This is a genomic window from Acinetobacter sp. R933-2, assembly GCF_030325485.1.
GTDB classification, from domain to species: Bacteria; Pseudomonadota; Gammaproteobacteria; order Pseudomonadales; family Moraxellaceae; genus Acinetobacter; species Acinetobacter sichuanensis.
Genome location: NZ_JACAIJ010000001.1, coordinates 147,622 through 165,340 on the forward strand (window position 1 = coordinate 147,622; position 17,719 = coordinate 165,340).

Annotated in this window: 20 protein-coding genes; 8 read left to right on the forward strand and 12 right to left on the reverse strand. The window is 37.0% G+C overall.

Going from position 1 to position 17,719, the window contains the following annotated elements:
• The first annotated feature begins 145 nt into the window (after positions 1-145).
• Positions 146-388, forward strand: coding sequence for a hypothetical protein (locus HX005_RS00695; protein ID WP_286375942.1), 243 nt, complete (start codon positions 146-148; stop codon positions 386-388).
• A gap of 75 nt (positions 389-463) precedes the next feature.
• On the opposite strand, the gene HX005_RS00700 is transcribed toward HX005_RS00695, so the two are convergent.
• From HX005_RS00700 to HX005_RS00710, 3 genes are all read right to left on the reverse strand, one after another.
• Positions 464-742, reverse strand: a complete 279-nt coding sequence (locus tag HX005_RS00700) for a hypothetical protein (protein ID WP_107006789.1) — start codon at positions 740-742, stop codon at positions 464-466.
• A 111-nt stretch (positions 743-853) separates the two neighbouring features.
• Positions 854-1,357 (reverse strand): DUF6586 family protein, encoded by a 504-nt coding sequence (locus HX005_RS00705; protein WP_107006790.1) that lies wholly within the window; start codon positions 1,355-1,357, stop codon positions 854-856.
• A 193-nt stretch (positions 1,358-1,550) separates the two neighbouring features.
• The gene (locus tag HX005_RS00710) at positions 1,551-1,805 is read right to left on the reverse strand and encodes an RNA recognition motif domain-containing protein (protein WP_107006792.1); all 255 of its coding nucleotides are present in this window, start codon (positions 1,803-1,805) and stop codon (positions 1,551-1,553) included.
• A 391-nt stretch (positions 1,806-2,196) separates the two neighbouring features.
• On the opposite strand from HX005_RS00710, the gene HX005_RS00715 reads away from it, so the two are divergent.
• From HX005_RS00715 to HX005_RS00735, 5 genes are read left to right on the forward strand one after another with little or no spacing between them, the layout of a single operon-like run.
• Positions 2,197-2,640 carry a type IV pilin protein gene (locus HX005_RS00715; protein ID WP_107006793.1) on the forward strand — a complete coding sequence of 148 codons (444 nt, stop codon included), beginning with the start codon at positions 2,197-2,199 and terminating at the stop codon, positions 2,638-2,640.
• Entirely contained in the window at positions 2,634-3,125 is a 492-nt protein-coding gene (locus HX005_RS00720) for a pilus assembly FimT family protein (RefSeq protein WP_286375943.1), read from the forward strand. Before HX005_RS00715 ends, HX005_RS00720 begins: the two co-directional genes overlap by 7 nt.
• Positions 3,103-3,528, forward strand: a complete 426-nt coding sequence (locus HX005_RS00725) for a PilW family protein (RefSeq protein WP_286375944.1) — start codon at positions 3,103-3,105, stop codon at positions 3,526-3,528. The genes HX005_RS00720 and HX005_RS00725 overlap by 23 nt, the downstream gene beginning before the upstream one ends.
• Positions 3,525-4,193, forward strand: coding sequence for a PilW family protein (locus HX005_RS00730; protein ID WP_286375945.1), 669 nt, complete (start codon positions 3,525-3,527; stop codon positions 4,191-4,193). The genes HX005_RS00725 and HX005_RS00730 overlap by 4 nt, the downstream gene beginning before the upstream one ends.
• Before the next feature lie 11 nt (positions 4,194-4,204).
• Positions 4,205-6,229 (forward strand): hypothetical protein, encoded by a 2,025-nt coding sequence (locus HX005_RS00735; protein ID WP_286375946.1) that lies wholly within the window; start codon positions 4,205-4,207, stop codon positions 6,227-6,229.
• Between the two features lie 53 nt (positions 6,230-6,282).
• On the opposite strand, the gene HX005_RS00740 is transcribed toward HX005_RS00735, so the two are convergent.
• From HX005_RS00740 to HX005_RS00750, 3 genes are all read right to left on the reverse strand, one after another.
• Positions 6,283-8,274 carry an ATP-dependent helicase gene (locus tag HX005_RS00740; protein ID WP_286375947.1) on the reverse strand — a complete coding sequence of 664 codons (1,992 nt, stop codon included), beginning with the start codon at positions 8,272-8,274 and terminating at the stop codon, positions 6,283-6,285.
• 109 nt (positions 8,275-8,383) lie between these two features.
• Complete coding sequence (locus HX005_RS00745; RefSeq protein ID WP_286375948.1) at positions 8,384-9,025, reverse strand: hypothetical protein; 642 nt, start codon at positions 9,023-9,025, stop codon at positions 8,384-8,386.
• Positions 9,026-9,049: 24 nt separating this feature from the next.
• Positions 9,050-10,198 (reverse strand): glycerate kinase family protein, encoded by a 1,149-nt coding sequence (locus tag HX005_RS00750; RefSeq protein ID WP_286376172.1) that lies wholly within the window; start codon positions 10,196-10,198, stop codon positions 9,050-9,052.
• Between the two features lie 93 nt (positions 10,199-10,291).
• Here HX005_RS00750 and HX005_RS00755 point away from each other — a divergent pair, with 93 nt between their 5' ends.
• Positions 10,292-10,741, forward strand: coding sequence for a carboxymuconolactone decarboxylase family protein (locus HX005_RS00755; protein WP_286375949.1), 450 nt, complete (start codon positions 10,292-10,294; stop codon positions 10,739-10,741).
• A gap of 128 nt (positions 10,742-10,869) precedes the next feature.
• Here HX005_RS00755 and HX005_RS00760 read toward each other — a convergent pair whose 3' ends face one another.
• From HX005_RS00760 to HX005_RS00780, 5 genes are all read right to left on the reverse strand, one after another.
• A complete protein-coding gene (locus HX005_RS00760; RefSeq protein WP_286375950.1) occupies positions 10,870-11,433 on the reverse strand; it encodes an HdeD family acid-resistance protein in 564 nt (187 codons plus the stop codon).
• A gap of 218 nt (positions 11,434-11,651) precedes the next feature.
• The gene (locus tag HX005_RS00765) at positions 11,652-12,410 is read right to left on the reverse strand and encodes a hypothetical protein (RefSeq protein ID WP_107006804.1); all 759 of its coding nucleotides are present in this window, start codon (positions 12,408-12,410) and stop codon (positions 11,652-11,654) included.
• Positions 12,411-12,512: 102 nt separating this feature from the next.
• Positions 12,513-12,959 (reverse strand): NUDIX hydrolase, encoded by a 447-nt coding sequence (locus HX005_RS00770; RefSeq protein WP_286375951.1) that lies wholly within the window; start codon positions 12,957-12,959, stop codon positions 12,513-12,515.
• An 88-nt stretch (positions 12,960-13,047) separates the two neighbouring features.
• Positions 13,048-15,693, reverse strand: coding sequence for a type I DNA topoisomerase (gene topA, locus HX005_RS00775; protein ID WP_107006806.1), 2,646 nt, complete (start codon positions 15,691-15,693; stop codon positions 13,048-13,050).
• Positions 15,694-15,722: 29 nt separating this feature from the next.
• Complete coding sequence (locus tag HX005_RS00780) at positions 15,723-16,172, reverse strand: hypothetical protein (RefSeq protein WP_107006807.1); 450 nt, start codon at positions 16,170-16,172, stop codon at positions 15,723-15,725.
• 375 nt (positions 16,173-16,547) lie between these two features.
• Here HX005_RS00780 and HX005_RS00785 point away from each other — a divergent pair, with 375 nt between their 5' ends.
• Positions 16,548-17,450 (forward strand): hypothetical protein, encoded by a 903-nt coding sequence (locus tag HX005_RS00785; protein ID WP_286375952.1) that lies wholly within the window; start codon positions 16,548-16,550, stop codon positions 17,448-17,450.
• A gap of 3 nt (positions 17,451-17,453) precedes the next feature.
• Here HX005_RS00785 and HX005_RS00790 read toward each other — a convergent pair.
• On the reverse strand, positions 17,454-17,719 hold a 266-nt coding region (locus tag HX005_RS00790; protein WP_286375953.1), incomplete at its 5' end, for a hypothetical protein.

Sequence of the window (17,719 nt, forward strand, 5' to 3'; positions counted from 1 at the left end):
TCCAACAGACTATCAAATATGGTAGTCTGTTTTTGCTTGATTAAAGCCATGATAAACAGAAATCACAACTTCATAAAATACGCTTTACTCTGCACACTTTAATGATAAATGTAATTGAAATATAAAAGATTAATAAGAGGACAACATGTTTTTACTTTATTTTGGGCTACTCATTCTCGTCATTGCTTCGATTGGCTTTCTCATCTCTGCATTCAAAGAAAGTATTTGGTGGGGCTTAGGCTGTTTATTGCTTTCTCCAGTTTCTCTGATTTTTCTCATCTTGCATTGGCATCAAGCTAAAAATCCATTTTTTCTACAACTGATTGGCTTAGCCATTATGTTTGCAGGTGGATACTTTTTTGCACCACAGCCTCTACCAACGCATTAAAACCTCAAAACTCATGTATAAAAAACGCACTTAAAAGTGCGTTTTATTCTAGATTAAACTGACAAATATAATCATTTAACTCATAAATTTAGGTTGTTCATCAACAACTTCAGCATGCCATTCATCTGCTTGTTTTTCTAATAAAGCAAATAGAGCAGCTTGAATCATTTGTTGAGCAATTGCAGGCGTTTGATCTCCTAATAATGCTTTCACTTCTTCATTAAATTGAATTGTGACTAATGGTTCTTTTTCAGATCCTGCATTACGCAATGCTAACTCCCCACCCTCAAGTTGAACCAACTCTAAAATGGCTTCTTGATTTCCAAATAATGCTTTTAACTGTTCAATAGACATAAAAACCCTCCATGCTCAACCATGGGGCAAAATGCCGAATGCATTTTGCATCTTGTAACTATTGTATATAGTCATTTAAAAATAAATTTCAAGTAAAACCAATCAAATTGATCAGAATTCAACCATTTCGTTACGAAAACCATCAATAAGCTGCGTTAAATCACGATGCCATTCACGTAAAATTTTGGTATCAGGCAGCCAAGCTTGTGGTGTTTGAGTGACTTTAATAATTAAATTTGACGATGTTTCTGCTTCAGGCTCTGGTGTACTTGGTTCTGGTGCGTATTGGCATAAACGATAGGCTCTTTTTAACTCTGCAATAAATCCATCTTTAGCAAGCTTTTGCATCACCAATACTTCAGGTGAAACTTGTCCTTTTGCAGCCATATGTTCTTCAATAGACTTAAGTGTTGGCGCTAAATCATTTAAACGGTAATAACGTACTAATTCTTGTAGAAATGCCAAAATAGTTCCATGCAAATGAAAAACGGCTGCTTCACGATGTGCTTGTGCTTGCTGCACATGTTCAGTTTGCTCTGCTTGTTGGCATGAAAGTCGTGCGAAATACAGTTTTTGATTAGTGCGATCTGCATGAAAGCGAGCAACTCGTGACATGATATAATTTCCTAAATTTTGGCGTCTTTTATGAGACTAAGAGTAAACTTTCTTTTGCCTTCTGCACAACAATATTTATAAATGATCTAGCTCAATAAAATAGATTTTTCGTCTTCACAATAGATAAAGCAGGATATAGTTTTTTCATATTGACCCATAAAAAAGGAGCAATCTATTTGCTCCTTCTTCACTTTTACTCAGCTTTTGGCTTATCTTCCGCGGCTTTGACACGGATACCAGCACCTTTGACTTTCAGTGTATTTAAACCTTTGATCGCTTTGATGGCTTCACGTGCATTTGGCATTTCAACAAAACCAAAACCTTTAGATTTTTTGGTTTCAGCATCCATCACCACAACAGCGGATTCTACTGTGCCATAAGGTTTAAACAATTCAAGTAATTCTGCTTCAGTTACTGAACGCTCTAAGTTACGCACTAAAATTTTCATGATCAAACCTTTAATATCTTCCTTATAGTTTAATCTAGATCAAGTTCAAAATCTAAATTAATCGTGTGATCTTTAATTCAAGTCATTTCATCAAATCATTTACTGAATTTTTTATTCTAAAATCCATATCAAGCTGTGGTTTTTATCTTACTAACTCTCTCTAAAAATCGGTCAATTTATACTGTTTTGAACTTTATTTAGCAGTTTATTGATCAGCAACTCATCCTTGATAATCCGCCTTTTGTCGGATTTCATACCTCATTTTAATCTTTAAAATGCCAAATAATTCACCGATATAATCCAGTTTTGAGAGACGAAAAACATTGCTTTGTTTAGTACATGTTAAAATTCAGTCTTATTATTTAATTTTTTTAAATTCTCCCAAAGTAATATGTACTCCGTTAAAAAACCTTTTATTTTTCAATCAGGTTTCACCCTTATTGAAGTCATGGTTACGGTGGTGATTGTCGCAATTTTAGCGGCAATTGCAATGCCTTCGTACACCCATTATATCCAACGCGCCAATATCAAAGCGGCTCAATCTGACCTTGTTGCACTCGGCTTGGTCTATGAAAATTTCTATCAACGAAATTTAAGCTATCCAAGTACAGACTATAGCTCTACCAGTGCATTAACAAATGCAACAACAGGGTTTCCACAATGGTCTCCAACAAAGCAAGATGTTTTTGAGTTTTCAGCAGCGCATACTGAAAATAACAAAGGCTACACGCTCACAGCGACAGCAAAAAGTTCAAGTAACTTAAATGGTTGTTCTTTTAGCATCAATGAAAAGAACATAAGAACCATCAATAACTGTCATGGTGTGACATGGTAAAAGTGCAACAGTTTCAAACAGGCATAAGTCTCATTGAACTGATGATTACGATTGCCCTACTTGCCATTTTAGCGACTACAGGTTCTGCCTTTACAGCGCAATGGGCAAAACAAGCAGAACTCGATAAAGCAACAATGTCCTTTAAAAGTGCCATTGCTTTAGCCAAATCAACTGCGCTTCGTAATGAATATGCAACACAGCATGATTTACCGATTAGTCAGCTTTGTTTCGATGCCAATACCAGTGAACTCACCGTTCGTAAAGCCTCAAGCACAGGTTCTGCAAGCTGTAATAGTCCAGTAATTTTTAGTGCATTTTTAAAAAGCTCAATTGAAATTCAGCATAGTTTGACAAGTTCACCATTTAAATGTTTTGCCTTAAACAATTATGGTCAAGTCATTTCTGAAATTACGGGCAATTGTAAAACACATGTAGCTGTAACCATCAGCAATGGAACATTAAATGAAAAGCTTAGCTTCAATTAGTCACAATCAACGTGGGGTTGGATTAGTCGAAGCCTTAGTCTCTGTTGCGCTCTCGAGTATTGTTATTTTAGGGGCTGCTTATGCCACTGGGAAAATGCTCACCAGTCAGCAACAATCAAATTTGCAATACATTGTCATTAATGAACTGCAAGCTCGCTTACAAAATGCCACTGTTGAACAGAAAAAATCTTGGTGTAACAAAACAGAAATTCCCACTATTTTGCTGCCAAAAGAAAAAGATGTCACAAAGATTGAGGTCAGTTGTGACGACGTCAATGTGACAATCAATAATAGTGCCAATGCCACGCATAACCGTACTATTTTAGAAAGCCAACCTGTGAAATTTGAAGTGAATAGTCCTCTTTTAGGTGGAAAACTGACTGTAGGTGAAGCATTAAAATGAAACATCAAGCAGGTGTAACTTTAATCAGTTTATTGATTGGTTTGGTCATCGCAATGTTATGTATGATTGCGGTACTGACGACCTATCGAACAGTTGCAAAAACAGGTGCTGAGTCTAGAGTTGCTTCAAGCCATGACACTCAGTTACAAATGGGCTTAACCAATGCACAAATGTTATTACAAAGTGCGAGTTTTGGCTTAGAAGGCAATACTCATTTTAATGCAAATGCGACAATTCGCGTGCAAAGTGATGGCAAAACACAATCCATTAAAGCCATAGTTTGGCGTTATCAAGATGATAATGAAGTTGTATGCCAAGGCTTAGCTGATCTTGAACATCCAAACCATAAACAACGTCAATTTGCATTACTCAAAGGTACAACAGATGGAAGTCATTGTGATGCAACACAAAATTTAAGTAACTTGACATGGACGGTACAGAGTAGCCTTGCCAATTTACAAGATTATTCATTAGATCAATCCAACCCTGTACAAATTACATGGCTTCAAAGTAGCGCGCCATGTACACCTTATGGTTCAGGCAAAATTGATGAATCTACAGCGCATGCTGTCATCACCCTATCTGCAAAAACCAGTACACAACACAGTGCGAATTTAAGCCCTGTAAATGTTGCTGTGTGTTTATTAAATATCTCTACGTCATAAAGGCAAATTTTATGAATTCGACCTCACAATATTTTGCCTCATCACAACGAGGTTTTGCCACCATTTTGGTTGTACTCTTGGTTGGGCTGGCTTTGGGTGCTTCAGTGCTTGGAACTGCCTATTATCTAAAAAGTTCACAAAAAAGTTTGGTTGCAAGTCATGCTTTAACCAATGCTCAATCAGGTGCATGGACAGGTGTAGAAGTTTTTCGGAAATATCTGAATGATTTAGATGGTGAAACAATTCTAAGTTTAAACAATCAGACCTTACACTTAAATGTTCAAGCAGGACGTGAATTAACAGTCAGTCAAATTCAAACAGCACGTGTTAGTACACATCCTGAAACTTATCAAGTTGCGGCTCAAATTCAAAATATGAGTACAACATCTGAAGCATCCTCAACCATTGGTATAGTCTATGAAGTGACACCAGATGGCGCAGCAACGCCTGGAGAAGATAAACCCAATGGCAGTACATCCTTTCCAGAAGCAATGAACTTTTATGGAGACTTAGATGCCAAAGGAGGCATTTACTTATCTAATGGTGATAATGAACGTGCTGTCATTAACGTTGCAGGAAATTTTACAGCGAATTCTATTACAGGCATCAAAACACTCAATGTTATTGGTGATGTCAATATTAATGGTGCAGGTATTCAAGGTTTAGAAAACATTTTCACCAATAGTAATGTCAACTTAACAGGTAGCGGAACAGTCAAACTCATTTCTGCAAAAGGAAAAGTGACCACAAGCGGTGCATGGGCAGCCGACAATATCTATGCTGATCAAGATGTTACGATTGGTAGTAGTAATAATTTCAAAAGTATTGATACAAAAATGTCGCTCTCCGTCAGTGGAAATTCAACCATTAACAATGCCACTGTAGGGCAAAAAATTACGGTGACCAATGGTTCTATTCAAAAATCTGTAGCAAATTCAGATATTAAATATAGTGTCTGGAATGAGTTAAATAGCGCCCAAAGTGGTGGAGTATTTAGCTGTGTCGGTACAAGTTGGAATAAGTTTTCAATGCTTTCAGCAACTGGTTTTTCTAACTGCCCAAACCTACCTGAAAAAATGAAATTTCTTCCTACAGGTACTCAAGTCGCTTTTCCATCTGGAGCTTTAGCAACTGTTACTATGACAGGTAAACCGCTGGTCAATGCTTACGTTTATGAGCAACAAGCTAACTATGTATTTGATGTAGACAATCAAAATCGAATTACCGTCTATGTACGTCATGTTGATGGCATTGCAGATGGGCAATATTTTTTAGCAAAGAAAAATGATCGTTGGGGAGCATTATGTCAAAGTGTTGAGGCTGATTCTGGTAAAAAACAAACTGAAGTGACGTGTTCTTCAGAAAGTATTACAAACTTACAACATCAAAATTTGACATGGTTTAAAAAAATTATTTCCTATGAATCAGGAACATGGAAATTAGAAGACTATCAAACGCAGATTTCTTCTATTGCACCTGGTGTTATCTTATTTAAAGGGCATGTGAGCATTCCTCAAGGTAAATATAGCAACACGATCATTGCAACAGGCAACATCAATTATGGTGGTAGTGTTATATTAAATGCGCCAAATCCTGCGGGTGCAGCTCAAGTATGTAGTGCAAATTACTTTAAAATGCCAACAAACTTATGCCGTTCAAAATCAGAATTAATACCTGCAAATATTGGCAATATTGCATTACTTTCAGGCTCTTGTAGTGACTCATCTTCTTTAACAACATGTGAGTCATCTTATTTTGGCGGCAATATCACACTGGGAGGTTCTGCAACAATTAACGGGAATATTATTGCAGGAAATAAACTCATTACAGGTGGCTCAACTAATATTAAAGGCTCGATTCTGGCTGCTGCTCATACATCTGATAAAAAATCATCTTTAGGGGGTTCAACCAATATTGATTTTGATGGCAAAGATGAGGATGACACAACCATTACGCTGCCAGGTGATGAAGTTGAACAACCACCAACCACCAGCAATACAGAAAAAGCTAAAATCAAATGGTCACGATATATTTAATCTAGATTAAATCAAGGGTAGTTTTCTACCCTTTTTTATATGCAATTTTTTAACTAATCCAGATCAATGCCAAAATCTAAATGAATCGACTTACGTTCAATCAAAGCACTTTTCACTGTTTGTTCACGCTGACGATAATGCGTTTCAGTAGTACATAAATTGCGTGTTAAATCATTCAAAAAATAACTTTCTACTTTACGTCCTCGTTCATCAATTTGGCTCTGTGCCCAGAAACTTAGATTTTGTTTGGTCAAAATCAGTTCATTTTGTGCACGAGTCAGCGCCACATAAAGTACTCGACGTTCTTCCTCAACTTCATCAAAATTGCCTTGCGCACGGGCATGTGGATATTGCCCTGCCGATACATTGGCAACATAACAGACTTTTTGTTCTGTGCCTTTTGCTGAGTGAATGGTAATCAGCGTCACCACATCATCTTGTGACTGACGCTCAATTTCGGAAATAGAGACAGGATCAAGTACATATTCTTCTAAAAATTCACTCAGTTGAGAATGCTTAGACGCCAACTGTTTTACCAGATCAAAATCACCTACGCGTTTATGCCAGTCTTTCTTGGCATAGTTTTCTTCGAGTTGATTGATAATCGCTTCGAGGCCCAATTTAACACAGGCTTCAACTTCAGTTTTCAAGACTGCCATTTGCTTCATGATCAGCAAGGTGTTGTCAGGAATACGTCCAAACTTTTCCAGTTTTTCTACAATTTTATCTATAGCAGGATCGGTTAAAAGTTGCTGTGCGAGTTTACTTGCACCGACATCACCGACACCATTCCACAGCGTTAAAAAGCGCATCCATGCAATATCATCCAATGGATTGGCGATCACACGCAGTAAACTCAGCAAATCTTTTACATGCGCTGTTTCCAGTAGTTTCATTCCACCAATAAAACGATACGGCACATTGGCTTGAATAAATGCGGCTTCAATATGACGAGCCGCAAAAGCTGAACGTACCAAGACCATGTGATCATTCCACGCTGCGGCTTCAAGTAAATGACGCTCTTTAATATCGATGGCAATCCATTTGGCTTCATCAAACTCATTGGGAAAGACATGCATGCGTGGTTTTATGCCATCGCCGCGATAAGCTTCAAGTTTTTTATCGTATTTGATGGCACTTTGATCGAGCAACCAATTGGACAAGTCTAAAATTTCTTGGGTTGAACGATAGTTTTTTTCGAGTTTAAAAATCTGTGCATCAGGCACACGTTGTTTAAAATGGTGAATATTTTCAAAATCTGCGCCACGGAAGCCGTAAATTGACTGTGCATCATCCCCCACACAAAACAATGAAGTTTTGTCTTTGAGTGGTTCGAGAATTGCCCATTGCAGTGGATTGGTATCCTGCATTTCATCCACTAACATATGCTGACACAAGCTTGCAACATAGTCCGTCAAGCCTTCTGATTGCGCCAAGCCTGAAGCCACCACCGCCAAAATATCATCATAATCAAGAAAATGACGTGCCTGTTTGCGTGTCTCGTACTCTTTCATGATTTCTGCAATTTGATCTTTATATTCTAAAAACTCAGGCAATTGTTTTTCTAAAGCCAAGCTGAGTTTTTGACGAGTATTTCGAGCGAAAGAATATAGATCACAGAGTTGTTGCGGTTTTGGTAATGCATTTGGATTTTTCTTATCATCTTTACCCCGAATCAAGCGGAACAACATGAGTTGATCATCACGATCAATAATAGAGAATTGTTCTAATCCAAACGCTTTTGGCACACGGCGCAGGAGGTACATACAAAATGTATGAAATGTTGATGCGCGTAAACCTTTGGCTTGATCACCTAAAGCCAACTCCACACGCGCCACAATTTCACTTGCTGAACGGCGGGTAAAAGTCAAAATCTGAATTTGATTGGCAGGCACACCTTGATCTATAAGATAAGCTGCTCGTGCCACAATGGTTTTGGTTTTGCCACAACCTGCCCCTGCAAGTACCAGACTATGCTTTGTTTCAGTCGTAGCAGCTTGTTTTTGTTGAGGGTTTAATTCATTGATCAGGTTGGCTAAACTCATGGGTACTCATCGTTTGGTGGATGATGGGTAGTTTAGCAGAGCTATAGATAAATTATGTGTCTTTGACTTAGAATCAAGTCATGAAATGACGTTCAATTTATTATACTTCTTAAATGATAGCTCTATTCAATAAATTCAAAATGCCCCCTTTGTATAAGTTATAATATCCTCGTGAAAAATCAGCAATATATAGCTCCTGATCTTTTATATAACACTGAAAACAATAACCATATAAATCTTTAACTTCATTTTTTCCATAATTACTTTTAAACTTATTTTGCTCTTGGATCTGAATTTCTTTTTCAACTATTTCAAAATATTGTTCATTTTCTTGATGCCAAAAAAAACTATAAACCAAAAAACTATCAATATTTTTATAATAAGCTGGCGATGATTTTTCCTCATAACCATAAACAAAAATTTCTCCTGTATTATGATCTATACATAAAAACTCATCGTTAAAGTCATGACCAAAATAAGAAGTGCCGAATGGAATCTTTTCGTCATCATGTAATTCATCAGAAAATAAATAGGCTGAATAATATTTCTTAAATTGTTCAAAAGTACAGTCTGCAAACATACTTGTTAACAACGATGTATTGTTTGCATATTTTATCAAAAAATTGCGATGATCTGATCTCAAATTTATATCATATTGCTTTAAAAAGTAATCAACCTCATCACAATTAACACCTTGAGATTCTAAACAATTTATTATTAAAAAATTAGTTAAATCAGTTTTGTTAATCACAGCCTTTCTCATTCTAATAAATTTTCAATATGCTGAATTATTACAAATCAATCTCACCACATTTTCACACGTTCTTTGCAAATTCTTCTCACCATTTTTTAAAGCTGTTGGCAAATCACATGCACCATCCATAATACCAAAAATTGCAGTAAAACCCTCTTCATAAAGTTCTTCAATACCATCTCCAACATAGCCTGCAAAAGCAATCACAGGTTTATTCAAATGCTTCGCCACTTGTGCCACGCCATACGGGGTTTTACCAAACTTGGTTTGAAAATCAATTCCGCCCTCACCTGTAAATACATAATCCGCCTGTGCAATTTTTTCAGCAAGTTGGGTTTCTTCGATGATGATCTCCACACCTGAACGAATCGTTGCCCCTGCAAATGCCATTAAGCCAAAACCCAAACCACCTGCTGCACCCGCACCTGCAATATTTCGAAAATCCCCACCAACTTGCTGTTCAACCAAATCAGCAAAATGACTCAGATTTTGATCCAATATTTCCACCATTTCAGCACTTGCGCCTTTCTGCGGTGCAAATACATACGACGCACCATTTTCACCACACAAAGGATTATTCACATCACTCGCGATGATGATTTCAGTCTGTTTTAAACGAGTATCCAGTTGTGAAAGATCAATACTTTGGATTTGATTAAGCTGACCACCGCCTATAGCAACAACTTGATCATGTTCATCTAAAAACCTTACCCCCAACGCCTGTGCCATACTTGCACCCGCATCATTGGTGACACTACCACCAAGCCCAATGATGATTTTAGATACCCCAAAATCCAATGCCGCACGAATCATTTCCCCTGTGCCCAAAGTTGAAGTGAGCATTGGATTTCGTTGCGACTTTTCAAGCAGATGAATACCGTTGGCGAGTGCCATTTCAATCACAGCAGTTTGATCATTTTCAATCAGACCAAAATAGCTTTTCACTTTTTGATGAATCAGCGATCCTGAAACTTCAATTTCGACTTTACGCCCCTGTCGAGCTGAAATCAAAGCATCTACAGTTCCCTCACCACCATCCGCCATGGGCACATGTATGCAAATAGCATCGGGCATGATTTTTTGAATGCCACGTTGCATGGCTAGACATGCTTGTTCAGCCGTCATACTTTCTTTAAATGAGTCAGGGGCGAGTACAAAGGTTTTTACCATCACTTTACTTTTATTCATCTTTTCTGAAATCTAACATAACCATTTTTATCTATGCATTAAACTATTTCTTTAAAAAATAAAGAAGTGATCACTATGCAACGTATCAACCTTAGTAAAACAGCACCTGAGCTCTATAAAACCGTGATTGAGCTTGAAAATTTATCTATGCAAAAAGTTCAACAGGCAGGAATCGAAATTGGTTTTTCACATCTACTGAAATTAAGAGCTTCGCAAATTAACCAATGTGCTTTTTGTGTACGTATGCATACGCAAGACGCCATTAAAGTCGGTGAATCTATTGATCGGATTGCGTTGATTAGTGCATGGCGTGAAAGTGAATATTTCTCTGCAAAAGAACGTGCTGCTTTGACTTTGATTGAAGAAATCACCCTGATTGCACAGCAGCATTTCCCAGATGCAGCTTATGAACAAGCAGCAAAAGTTTTGTCGAGTGATGAAATAACTGCGATTGAATGGATTGCGATTGTGATTAATACATGGAACCGAATTGCCATTTCAAGCCAATATAAAGTCGCGCCTTGAGTGAGTTTAAAGCACTGCTTTAAGTGAAGCGCAAGACGTAACGAAGTGGTGTAGAGCCTAAAATCCTCTCTCCCAATGGGAGAGAGTTAGAGAGAGGGAAAATATATTCTTCTCTTTTATTTCAATCATCAAGAACTCGCAGGTGGAATCTTTTTAATCGCTGCTGCAAAAGTCAGATAGTTCACCCCTTGAAATAGAATATCCACACCTAAAAATAACCCTAACACCCAAAATGGTGAATCAGGTGAAGCAAGAATAATTGCACCTGTCACTAACGTTAAAATCCCTGAAAATAACGTCCAGCCCCAACCTGACATGGGTTTCAACATAAAGGCATTAAAGATACGAATAAAGCCACCAATCAACAAAGCAATTGCAAGTAAATTGGTTAAGACTACTGCTGTCGTGATGGGTGATTTAAAAGCATAGTAACCTGCGATTAGATATAAAATACCAAATAATGCCCATAGCCATCTCAAACCACCATCAAAGATTTTAAATGCAGCAATCAGATGCAGAACACCACCGATCATCATCAGTACGCCAAATAAAACCACAACCGTTAGCGTTGCCATCCCCAAAGAGGCGAGTAAAATTAAACCAAAAATGACCAGTAACGCCCCCAACAACAAATACCATTTACGATTTTCATGTAACTGATGCCGGACTAAATCATTACCCACTGTACGCATAATCTTCTCTTGGTTGTTATTCATTCATTTGATTGTTGATCTAATTCAGTTTTTTGTCTGTATAAAATCTGCATCTTGAGCGAGAACAAAGCATCGCTTTGTTCGAAGCGTAAGACTAGCGTAGCAATAAAAAAATGCATTACTTTATTCGAAGCGCAAAACAAACATAGTGATAAAAAGCAAAAGCTTATCCAGAATTGAAGAGCAATGAATAACTTTTATTTCACCCAACCAATTTCCTGAGCGGTTAAATCACTGATCATAGTATCTTCCAAATTATCAGGAGTTTTACTTTTCGTTGCGCTCAGTGGAATATAGCCACCCATGATTTCAGCATATTGTTGCGGATATCTTGGATTTTGCTCAGGATGTGCATATCCCAATGGAAAAATCGGCTGTCCTGTGTTCAGATCATATTTATCCTTTGCACCAAAGGTATGTAAGAGTTCATGCACTAAAACGACTTTATTGCTTTCGCTCTGCTTTTTGGAAGCAAATAAATTGACTGAGCCAATACGACCTTTTTCTAGTGCTGTGGAGTGTTTTAAACTTTGTATATTTTGGGGATCATAATAATTTAAATAGAGCGTTACAGCAGGCGCACCATCACCATTTTCATGTTGTTTCCAAGCATAAAACCTAAACTTTAGACTCCATAAAATACTATTGAACAGACTTGGATTTTCTGGAACTTTAGGTGGAATATTTTTAAGTTCTCGTCCGAGTTGAAAATAGACTTGAATAGGCTGTCCACGAAATTGTTTCGACTGTTCCATTAAATATTGTTTTGATTCATCTAAATCATCAATCGAAAGTTGCTGAATATAATGCTCAGTTGCCGTTTGCCCATCCGCATTAATCGGATGAAGTAGCACAATAATGGCTTTATTCCAGTTTTGATTCATATCACGCCAAGTATTCACTCCAACAACCAATAAAACAAATAATAAAATGACCACTCGGATTTTTTTCCACATCGTTTTATTCCCCTCAAATTTTGATATCACACTGCATTTTTAAATATTTCTGCTTTTATATTAAACATGTCTATCTGATGAATATTTCTTTTATTTTTCATTTCAATAAATTTGTAATAATAGTTCAGGTTTATTTTCAACAAAATTTTCCCACACAAAATCATAAAGCTTTCTTTGGTTTGAAAATACCACTAAAGCTTTCGCTTCTGGCAAGCTACACCAACGATATTCAGTATGCTCTTCATTTAAAACAACGGTTTGCTCATCCTGACAAATGGCTACAAAGGCAGGGATCATTTCAATAACATTAAGACTGGCTTCATAAAACTGTTCAATATAATCGGCACTAAATAAATGTTTTGGCTGAATATTGGTTTCCTCTCTTATTTCTCGGAGAATGGCTTGGCTTGCTGTTTCATCTAGTTTAACTTTTCCTGCGACATGACACCAAAAACCGCCTTTCACACGTTTCATCAATAAAATTTTAAACTCACCTTCAATTTTTGAAAGTAAGACTGACGATACAACAACAGAACGAATTGGAATCATTGAAAATCTCTATTTATATTTAAAATATTTAAGTTTTTCGAACATAAAAAATGCTAACCGAAGTTAGCATTTTCAAATGAATTAAAACTTAAGCTTCAACCCATTTTCCATCTTGATAAACCAATGACCATTTGGTTTGCTTGCCTTCTGGCGTTTCTGAACCAATATATTGCGCTTGGTTTTTACGGCTAAATTTCACCAGCGTTGGATTACCCTCTGGGTCTTGATCAGGTGCCTGTAAAATAAACTGATACTTTGGATCAATTTGATCTGCAACTGTACGCAACTCAGCAACTTTAGGTGCACGTGTTTCACGAACTTTCGGAAACTTACTTGCTGCTAAGAACAGACCCGCTGCACCATCACGTAATACAAAATAATCATCATGCTTGGTTGAGCGTAAATGTTCCATTTTAATCGGATCTACACGTGGTGGTGCAGGTTGACCATTTTTCAACATTTTGCGGGTATTGTCACAGCTTGTACATGCGAAATAAGGACCAAAACGTCCTGTTTTCAACTGCATTTCACCATCGCACTTGTCACACGGAATGGTTGGACCATCATAACCCTTGATTTTGAACTCGCCTTCTTCGAGTTCATAGCCGTTACAGTCAGGGTTATTACCACAAATATGTAGCTTACGACCACCATCAATCACGTAGCTATCCATTGCTGTACTACAGACAGGACAGCGTTTTTTCGACATTAAATCAGCTGTTTCAGCACCATCATCATCAGATAAAACTGCGAGTGATTCAACTGGTGTGAGATTTAGAGTACCTTTGCAGCGTTCTTTTGGTGGCAAGTTATAGCCTGAACAACCAAGAAATACGCCTGTCGTTCCTGTGCGGATCTGCATAGGACGCTCACACTCTTTACAGTGCACCGCTTCCACTTCCACAGGTAAATTACGGCGCATGCCGTTTTCACCTTGTGCAGTCGTTAATCGTTTTTTGAAATCGCTATAGAAACTGTCTAATAGTTCTTTCCAATTACTTTCACCATCTGCAACCTTATCTAACTGCCCTTCTAAATCCGCTGTAAATGCGTAATTCATGAGGTTGTTAAAATTCTCATCCAAACGATCAGTGACAATTTCCCCCATCTTTTCAGCGAATAGACGACGGTTATCTAACTTAACATAACCACGATCTTGAATGGTTGAAATAATTGCAGCATAAGTCGATGGACGACCAATCCCACGTTTTTCTAACTCTTTCACTAAAGAAGCTTCAGTAAAACGTGCTGGTGGCTTGGTAAAATGTTGTGATGGATCAAGTTTTTCTAACTTGAGAATTTCCCCAACTTTTACAGCAGGAAGTAATACATCATCATCTGATTTGTTTTGACCACGAACTTTGGTAAAACCATCAAAAACTAAAGTACGACCTTTGGCTTTGAGTTCAACGCCATTGGCATCGACTAAAATGGTCGAAGACAAATATTCTGCTGGTGTCATCTGACAAGCAACGAATTGACGCCAAATCAAATCATAAAGGCGCTGAGCATCACGCTCTACACCCACAAGCTGATCACCTGATAAACTCACAGTAGATGGTCGAATGGCTTCATGCGCTTCTTGAGCACCTGCTTTATTGCCATAACGATTGGCTTTTGCAGGTAAGTATTTTTCACCATATTCAGTTTGAATATGATCACGCACCATGCTCACAGCATCATCACTTAAAAAAGTCGAGTCTGTACGCATATAAGTAATAAAACCTGCCTCATACAAACGCTGTGCCAACATCATGGTTTTCTTCACAGAAAAACCTAAACGTGTGCTCGCTGCTTGTTGCAATGTCGACGTAATATAAGGCGCGCTTGGATTTACCTTCGTTGGCTTGTCTTCACGTGTTGCAACTTTGTATTCAGCTTGTTTTAAAATACTTAATAAAGCATCTGTTTGTACTTTATTTTTTAATTTTAAGGTTTTACCGTTTTGTTTAACTGCCTCTAAACGAATGTCATCGCTCGAAGATTTCGTGTCTGCAAAAACTTGCCAATATTCTTCAGGAATAAAGGCACGAATCTCACGCTCACGCTCAACAACCAGTTTGACTGCAACCGACTGTACACGACCTGCTGACAAACCACGTGCAATTTTTTCCCAAAGTAATGGTGACACCATAAAGCCCACTACACGATCAAGGAAGCGACGTGCTTGTTGAGCATTAACTTTATTCGTATCTAAGCGAGAAGGGTGTTTAAATGCATCCTGAATGGCATTTTTAGTGATTTCATTGAAGACTACACGTTGATAACGTGAATCATCACCGCCTATCACTTCTTTTAAATGCCAAGCAATCGCTTCCCCTTCTCTATCCATATCCGTTGCAAGATAAATTTCGTCAACCTGAGAGGCTAGTTTTTTGAGTTCAGCAACAACATGTTCTTTTCCAGGAAGTACCTCATACTGTGCCTTCCAGTCATGCTCTGGATCGACACCCATACGATTAACCAATGCTGTTTGTGCTTTTTCAGCCTTCTGCGCATCTGTTAATTTAGTACGTGTAACAGGTTTTTTTTCTGCTGTTTTGCTTGAGCCACCTGTTGGCAAATCACGTACATGACCTACCGATGACTTCACAATGTAATTTGAGCCTAAGTATTTATTGATGGTTTTCGCTTTTGCAGGCGACTCCACAATCACTAAGGCACGTTTTTTTCCAGCATCAGGAGAGTCTGCTGTCGTACTTTGGTTTGTTGTGGACCGAGGAGCTTTCGCCATAATGAATCGTTTATCCTATTCTTTATAAATTAAATTTCAGCCAAAGAAAGTAAAAATGCTTTCATTTCATCTAACTGCGTTGCTCTGAGATCTGTTTCTTCATCCCAATAAAGCCCTACACAGTTGGCTTGCATATCAATAGCATAAATCCCTTTTAATGCAATGGGAAAATCATTAAATTTCTGATCACCTTGAATAGGTTTCAGTTTTTGATCTTCTACTCTGGCACGCATTAAAGGTAAGCGAGCTTCTGGTATTAACACACTATAGTAAGCCACCATACTGGCACGTTTTTCTGTTGCCATTGGGACTTTTGTCCAATCTGGTGCTGCCACCAAACGTGGATGTAATCCCATTTTTCGTGCTTTCTCACGCATCAAACCTAAAGCTTTTTCTCGAGGACTGACGCGCAAGCCCAAAATTGAACCCATTATGAAAATAACGATAAGGAGCGCAACCCAAAGACCAATGTGTTCCATAGTTCACCTTTTTATTCCTATATTAGAGTTGCATAAGCTGAATATAAAACGCAAGATTAAAATTTAATTTGTCTATTGAAAAGGGGCTTTTTTTCTCTTTATATCATTCATGTTAAATAATTTATTTATTATCGATAACCTTTTTACATGAACAATTTAGTATTATTGAAATAGATAATAAAGGAAAATATACCCAGATTTTCTATATTTCATTCAAATCAACTTCCACAAATATAAAAATTTAACCTATAACAAAACCATGACAATCATATTTAAAAAATACTTTTTTATGACTAAATTGCGACATTTTCAGCCTTGTAAAGGGGTAATTTCATCAGCAAAATCATCCCATCGTTTTACTTTTTTATAAAAATTATGGATACAAAATTACTCGTAAAAATAAGTAATATTATTGGTTTAATTTCGATCATTTTATTAATGTATTGGGTTTTTAGTTTTGTTTTGATTGAAGTCTTTGGTTTAAAAGTATTTCGTCAACAAATGACAGAAACTTTTTTATTTAGCATTTTAGGTATTTTGGCACTCATGGGAGGCGCATTAATATTAAATATCATGTTAAATCTCACTCGAATTGCTGAACGTGGAGCGGAAGTAAAATATAATAAAAATACCAAAAAAATCATTGTAGGTTTGATTTCGATTTTTCCTTTACTCGCAGGTATTTTATTTACAGGTGACTACTTAAGCTCTAAGAAAAAACAAGACATTTTTGTAAAATCTGCTGAAAATATGATCTCAACACAAAACGGACGCTTACAACAATTGAGTCAATATCAATTTTCTATTCCATACCTTTCCCAAGCTCAAAAAAATTTAGATTTCTTAGCATTATTAGACCGCTCATTTAATGAAGTTCAGGTGATTGTTCCTGACACCATTGACAAAAACCCTGTTTATTTAAGTATTAACCAATATAATACTTTTAGTTCAAATGAGATGATTTTGACACAGGAACAAGTAAATAAGCTCAATCAGAGTGAACAAACTGATAAAGATCAAGCCTTTGAAATAAAAAATAAAAATTCTGCTCAAGCCAATGTATGGAACAAAATCAGTGTCAATAAAAAGAGCTATGTAAAACAATTAACTTTAGCTCAAAAAGAATATCTTAACCAAGTTTTTCAGCACAATTCAAAACAAATTCACTTTGAAGCGCATGATGGTCAATATGAATTGTTTTATCCATACCGCTATCAAAACAAGACCATTGTTTTGTATTTTACCGACCGACAAAACTATGGAAAACTGGGCAGTTGATGTCTAGTTTTTATAAATAATTTTTCGATCATTAACCTCAATGAATTGATATTTTTCTAATAATTTTATAGTTTCATAAATTTGACTGCGAGGTAAAAATCGTTCTAAATACATACTAAATCCTAAAACATATTGAGGGCGATTCTTTCCCATTTTCTGTAAGTAACTATGAAGTAATTGTTGAGTTTCAGCAGTTTCAGCAGTTTCAGCAGTTTCAGCAGTTTCAGCAGTTTCAGCAGTTTCAGCAGTTTCAGCAGTTTCAGCAGTTT

Bases quoted from the DNA above. Each gene is read 5' to 3' on its own strand.
- HX005_RS00760 (WP_286375950.1), bottom strand. From the start codon at position 11,433: ATGCGTACAGTGGGTAATGATTTAGTCCGGCATCAGTTACATGAAAAT.
- HX005_RS00780 (WP_107006807.1), bottom strand. From the start codon at position 16,172: ATGGAACACATTGGTCTTTGGGTTGCGCTCCTTATCGTTATTTTCATA.
- HX005_RS00725 (WP_286375944.1), top strand. From the start codon at position 3,103: ATGAAAAGCTTAGCTTCAATTAGTCACAATCAACGTGGGGTTGGATTA.
- HX005_RS00715 (WP_107006793.1), top strand. From the start codon at position 2,197: ATGTACTCCGTTAAAAAACCTTTTATTTTTCAATCAGGTTTCACCCTT.
- HX005_RS00705 (WP_107006790.1), bottom strand. From the start codon at position 1,357: ATGTCACGAGTTGCTCGCTTTCATGCAGATCGCACTAATCAAAAACTG.
- HX005_RS00710 (WP_107006792.1), bottom strand. From the start codon at position 1,805: ATGAAAATTTTAGTGCGTAACTTAGAGCGTTCAGTAACTGAAGCAGAA.
- HX005_RS00765 (WP_107006804.1), bottom strand. From the start codon at position 12,410: ATGTGGAAAAAAATCCGAGTGGTCATTTTATTATTTGTTTTATTGGTT.
- HX005_RS00785 (WP_286375952.1), top strand. From the start codon at position 16,548: ATGGATACAAAATTACTCGTAAAAATAAGTAATATTATTGGTTTAATT.
- HX005_RS00770 (WP_286375951.1), bottom strand. From the start codon at position 12,959: ATGATTCCAATTCGTTCTGTTGTTGTATCGTCAGTCTTACTTTCAAAA.
- HX005_RS00740 (WP_286375947.1), bottom strand. From the start codon at position 8,274: ATGAGTTTAGCCAACCTGATCAATGAATTAAACCCTCAACAAAAACAA.
- HX005_RS00730 (WP_286375945.1), top strand. From the start codon at position 3,525: ATGAAACATCAAGCAGGTGTAACTTTAATCAGTTTATTGATTGGTTTG.
- HX005_RS00700 (WP_107006789.1), bottom strand. From the start codon at position 742: ATGTCTATTGAACAGTTAAAAGCATTATTTGGAAATCAAGAAGCCATT.
- HX005_RS00750 (WP_286376172.1), bottom strand. From the start codon at position 10,198: ATGGTAAAAACCTTTGTACTCGCCCCTGACTCATTTAAAGAAAGTATG.
- HX005_RS00720 (WP_286375943.1), top strand. From the start codon at position 2,634: ATGGTAAAAGTGCAACAGTTTCAAACAGGCATAAGTCTCATTGAACTG.
- HX005_RS00735 (WP_286375946.1), top strand. From the start codon at position 4,205: ATGAATTCGACCTCACAATATTTTGCCTCATCACAACGAGGTTTTGCC.
- HX005_RS00755 (WP_286375949.1), top strand. From the start codon at position 10,292: ATGCAACGTATCAACCTTAGTAAAACAGCACCTGAGCTCTATAAAACC.
- HX005_RS00695 (WP_286375942.1), top strand. From the start codon at position 146: ATGTTTTTACTTTATTTTGGGCTACTCATTCTCGTCATTGCTTCGATT.
- topA (WP_107006806.1), bottom strand. From the start codon at position 15,693: ATGGCGAAAGCTCCTCGGTCCACAACAAACCAAAGTACGACAGCAGAC.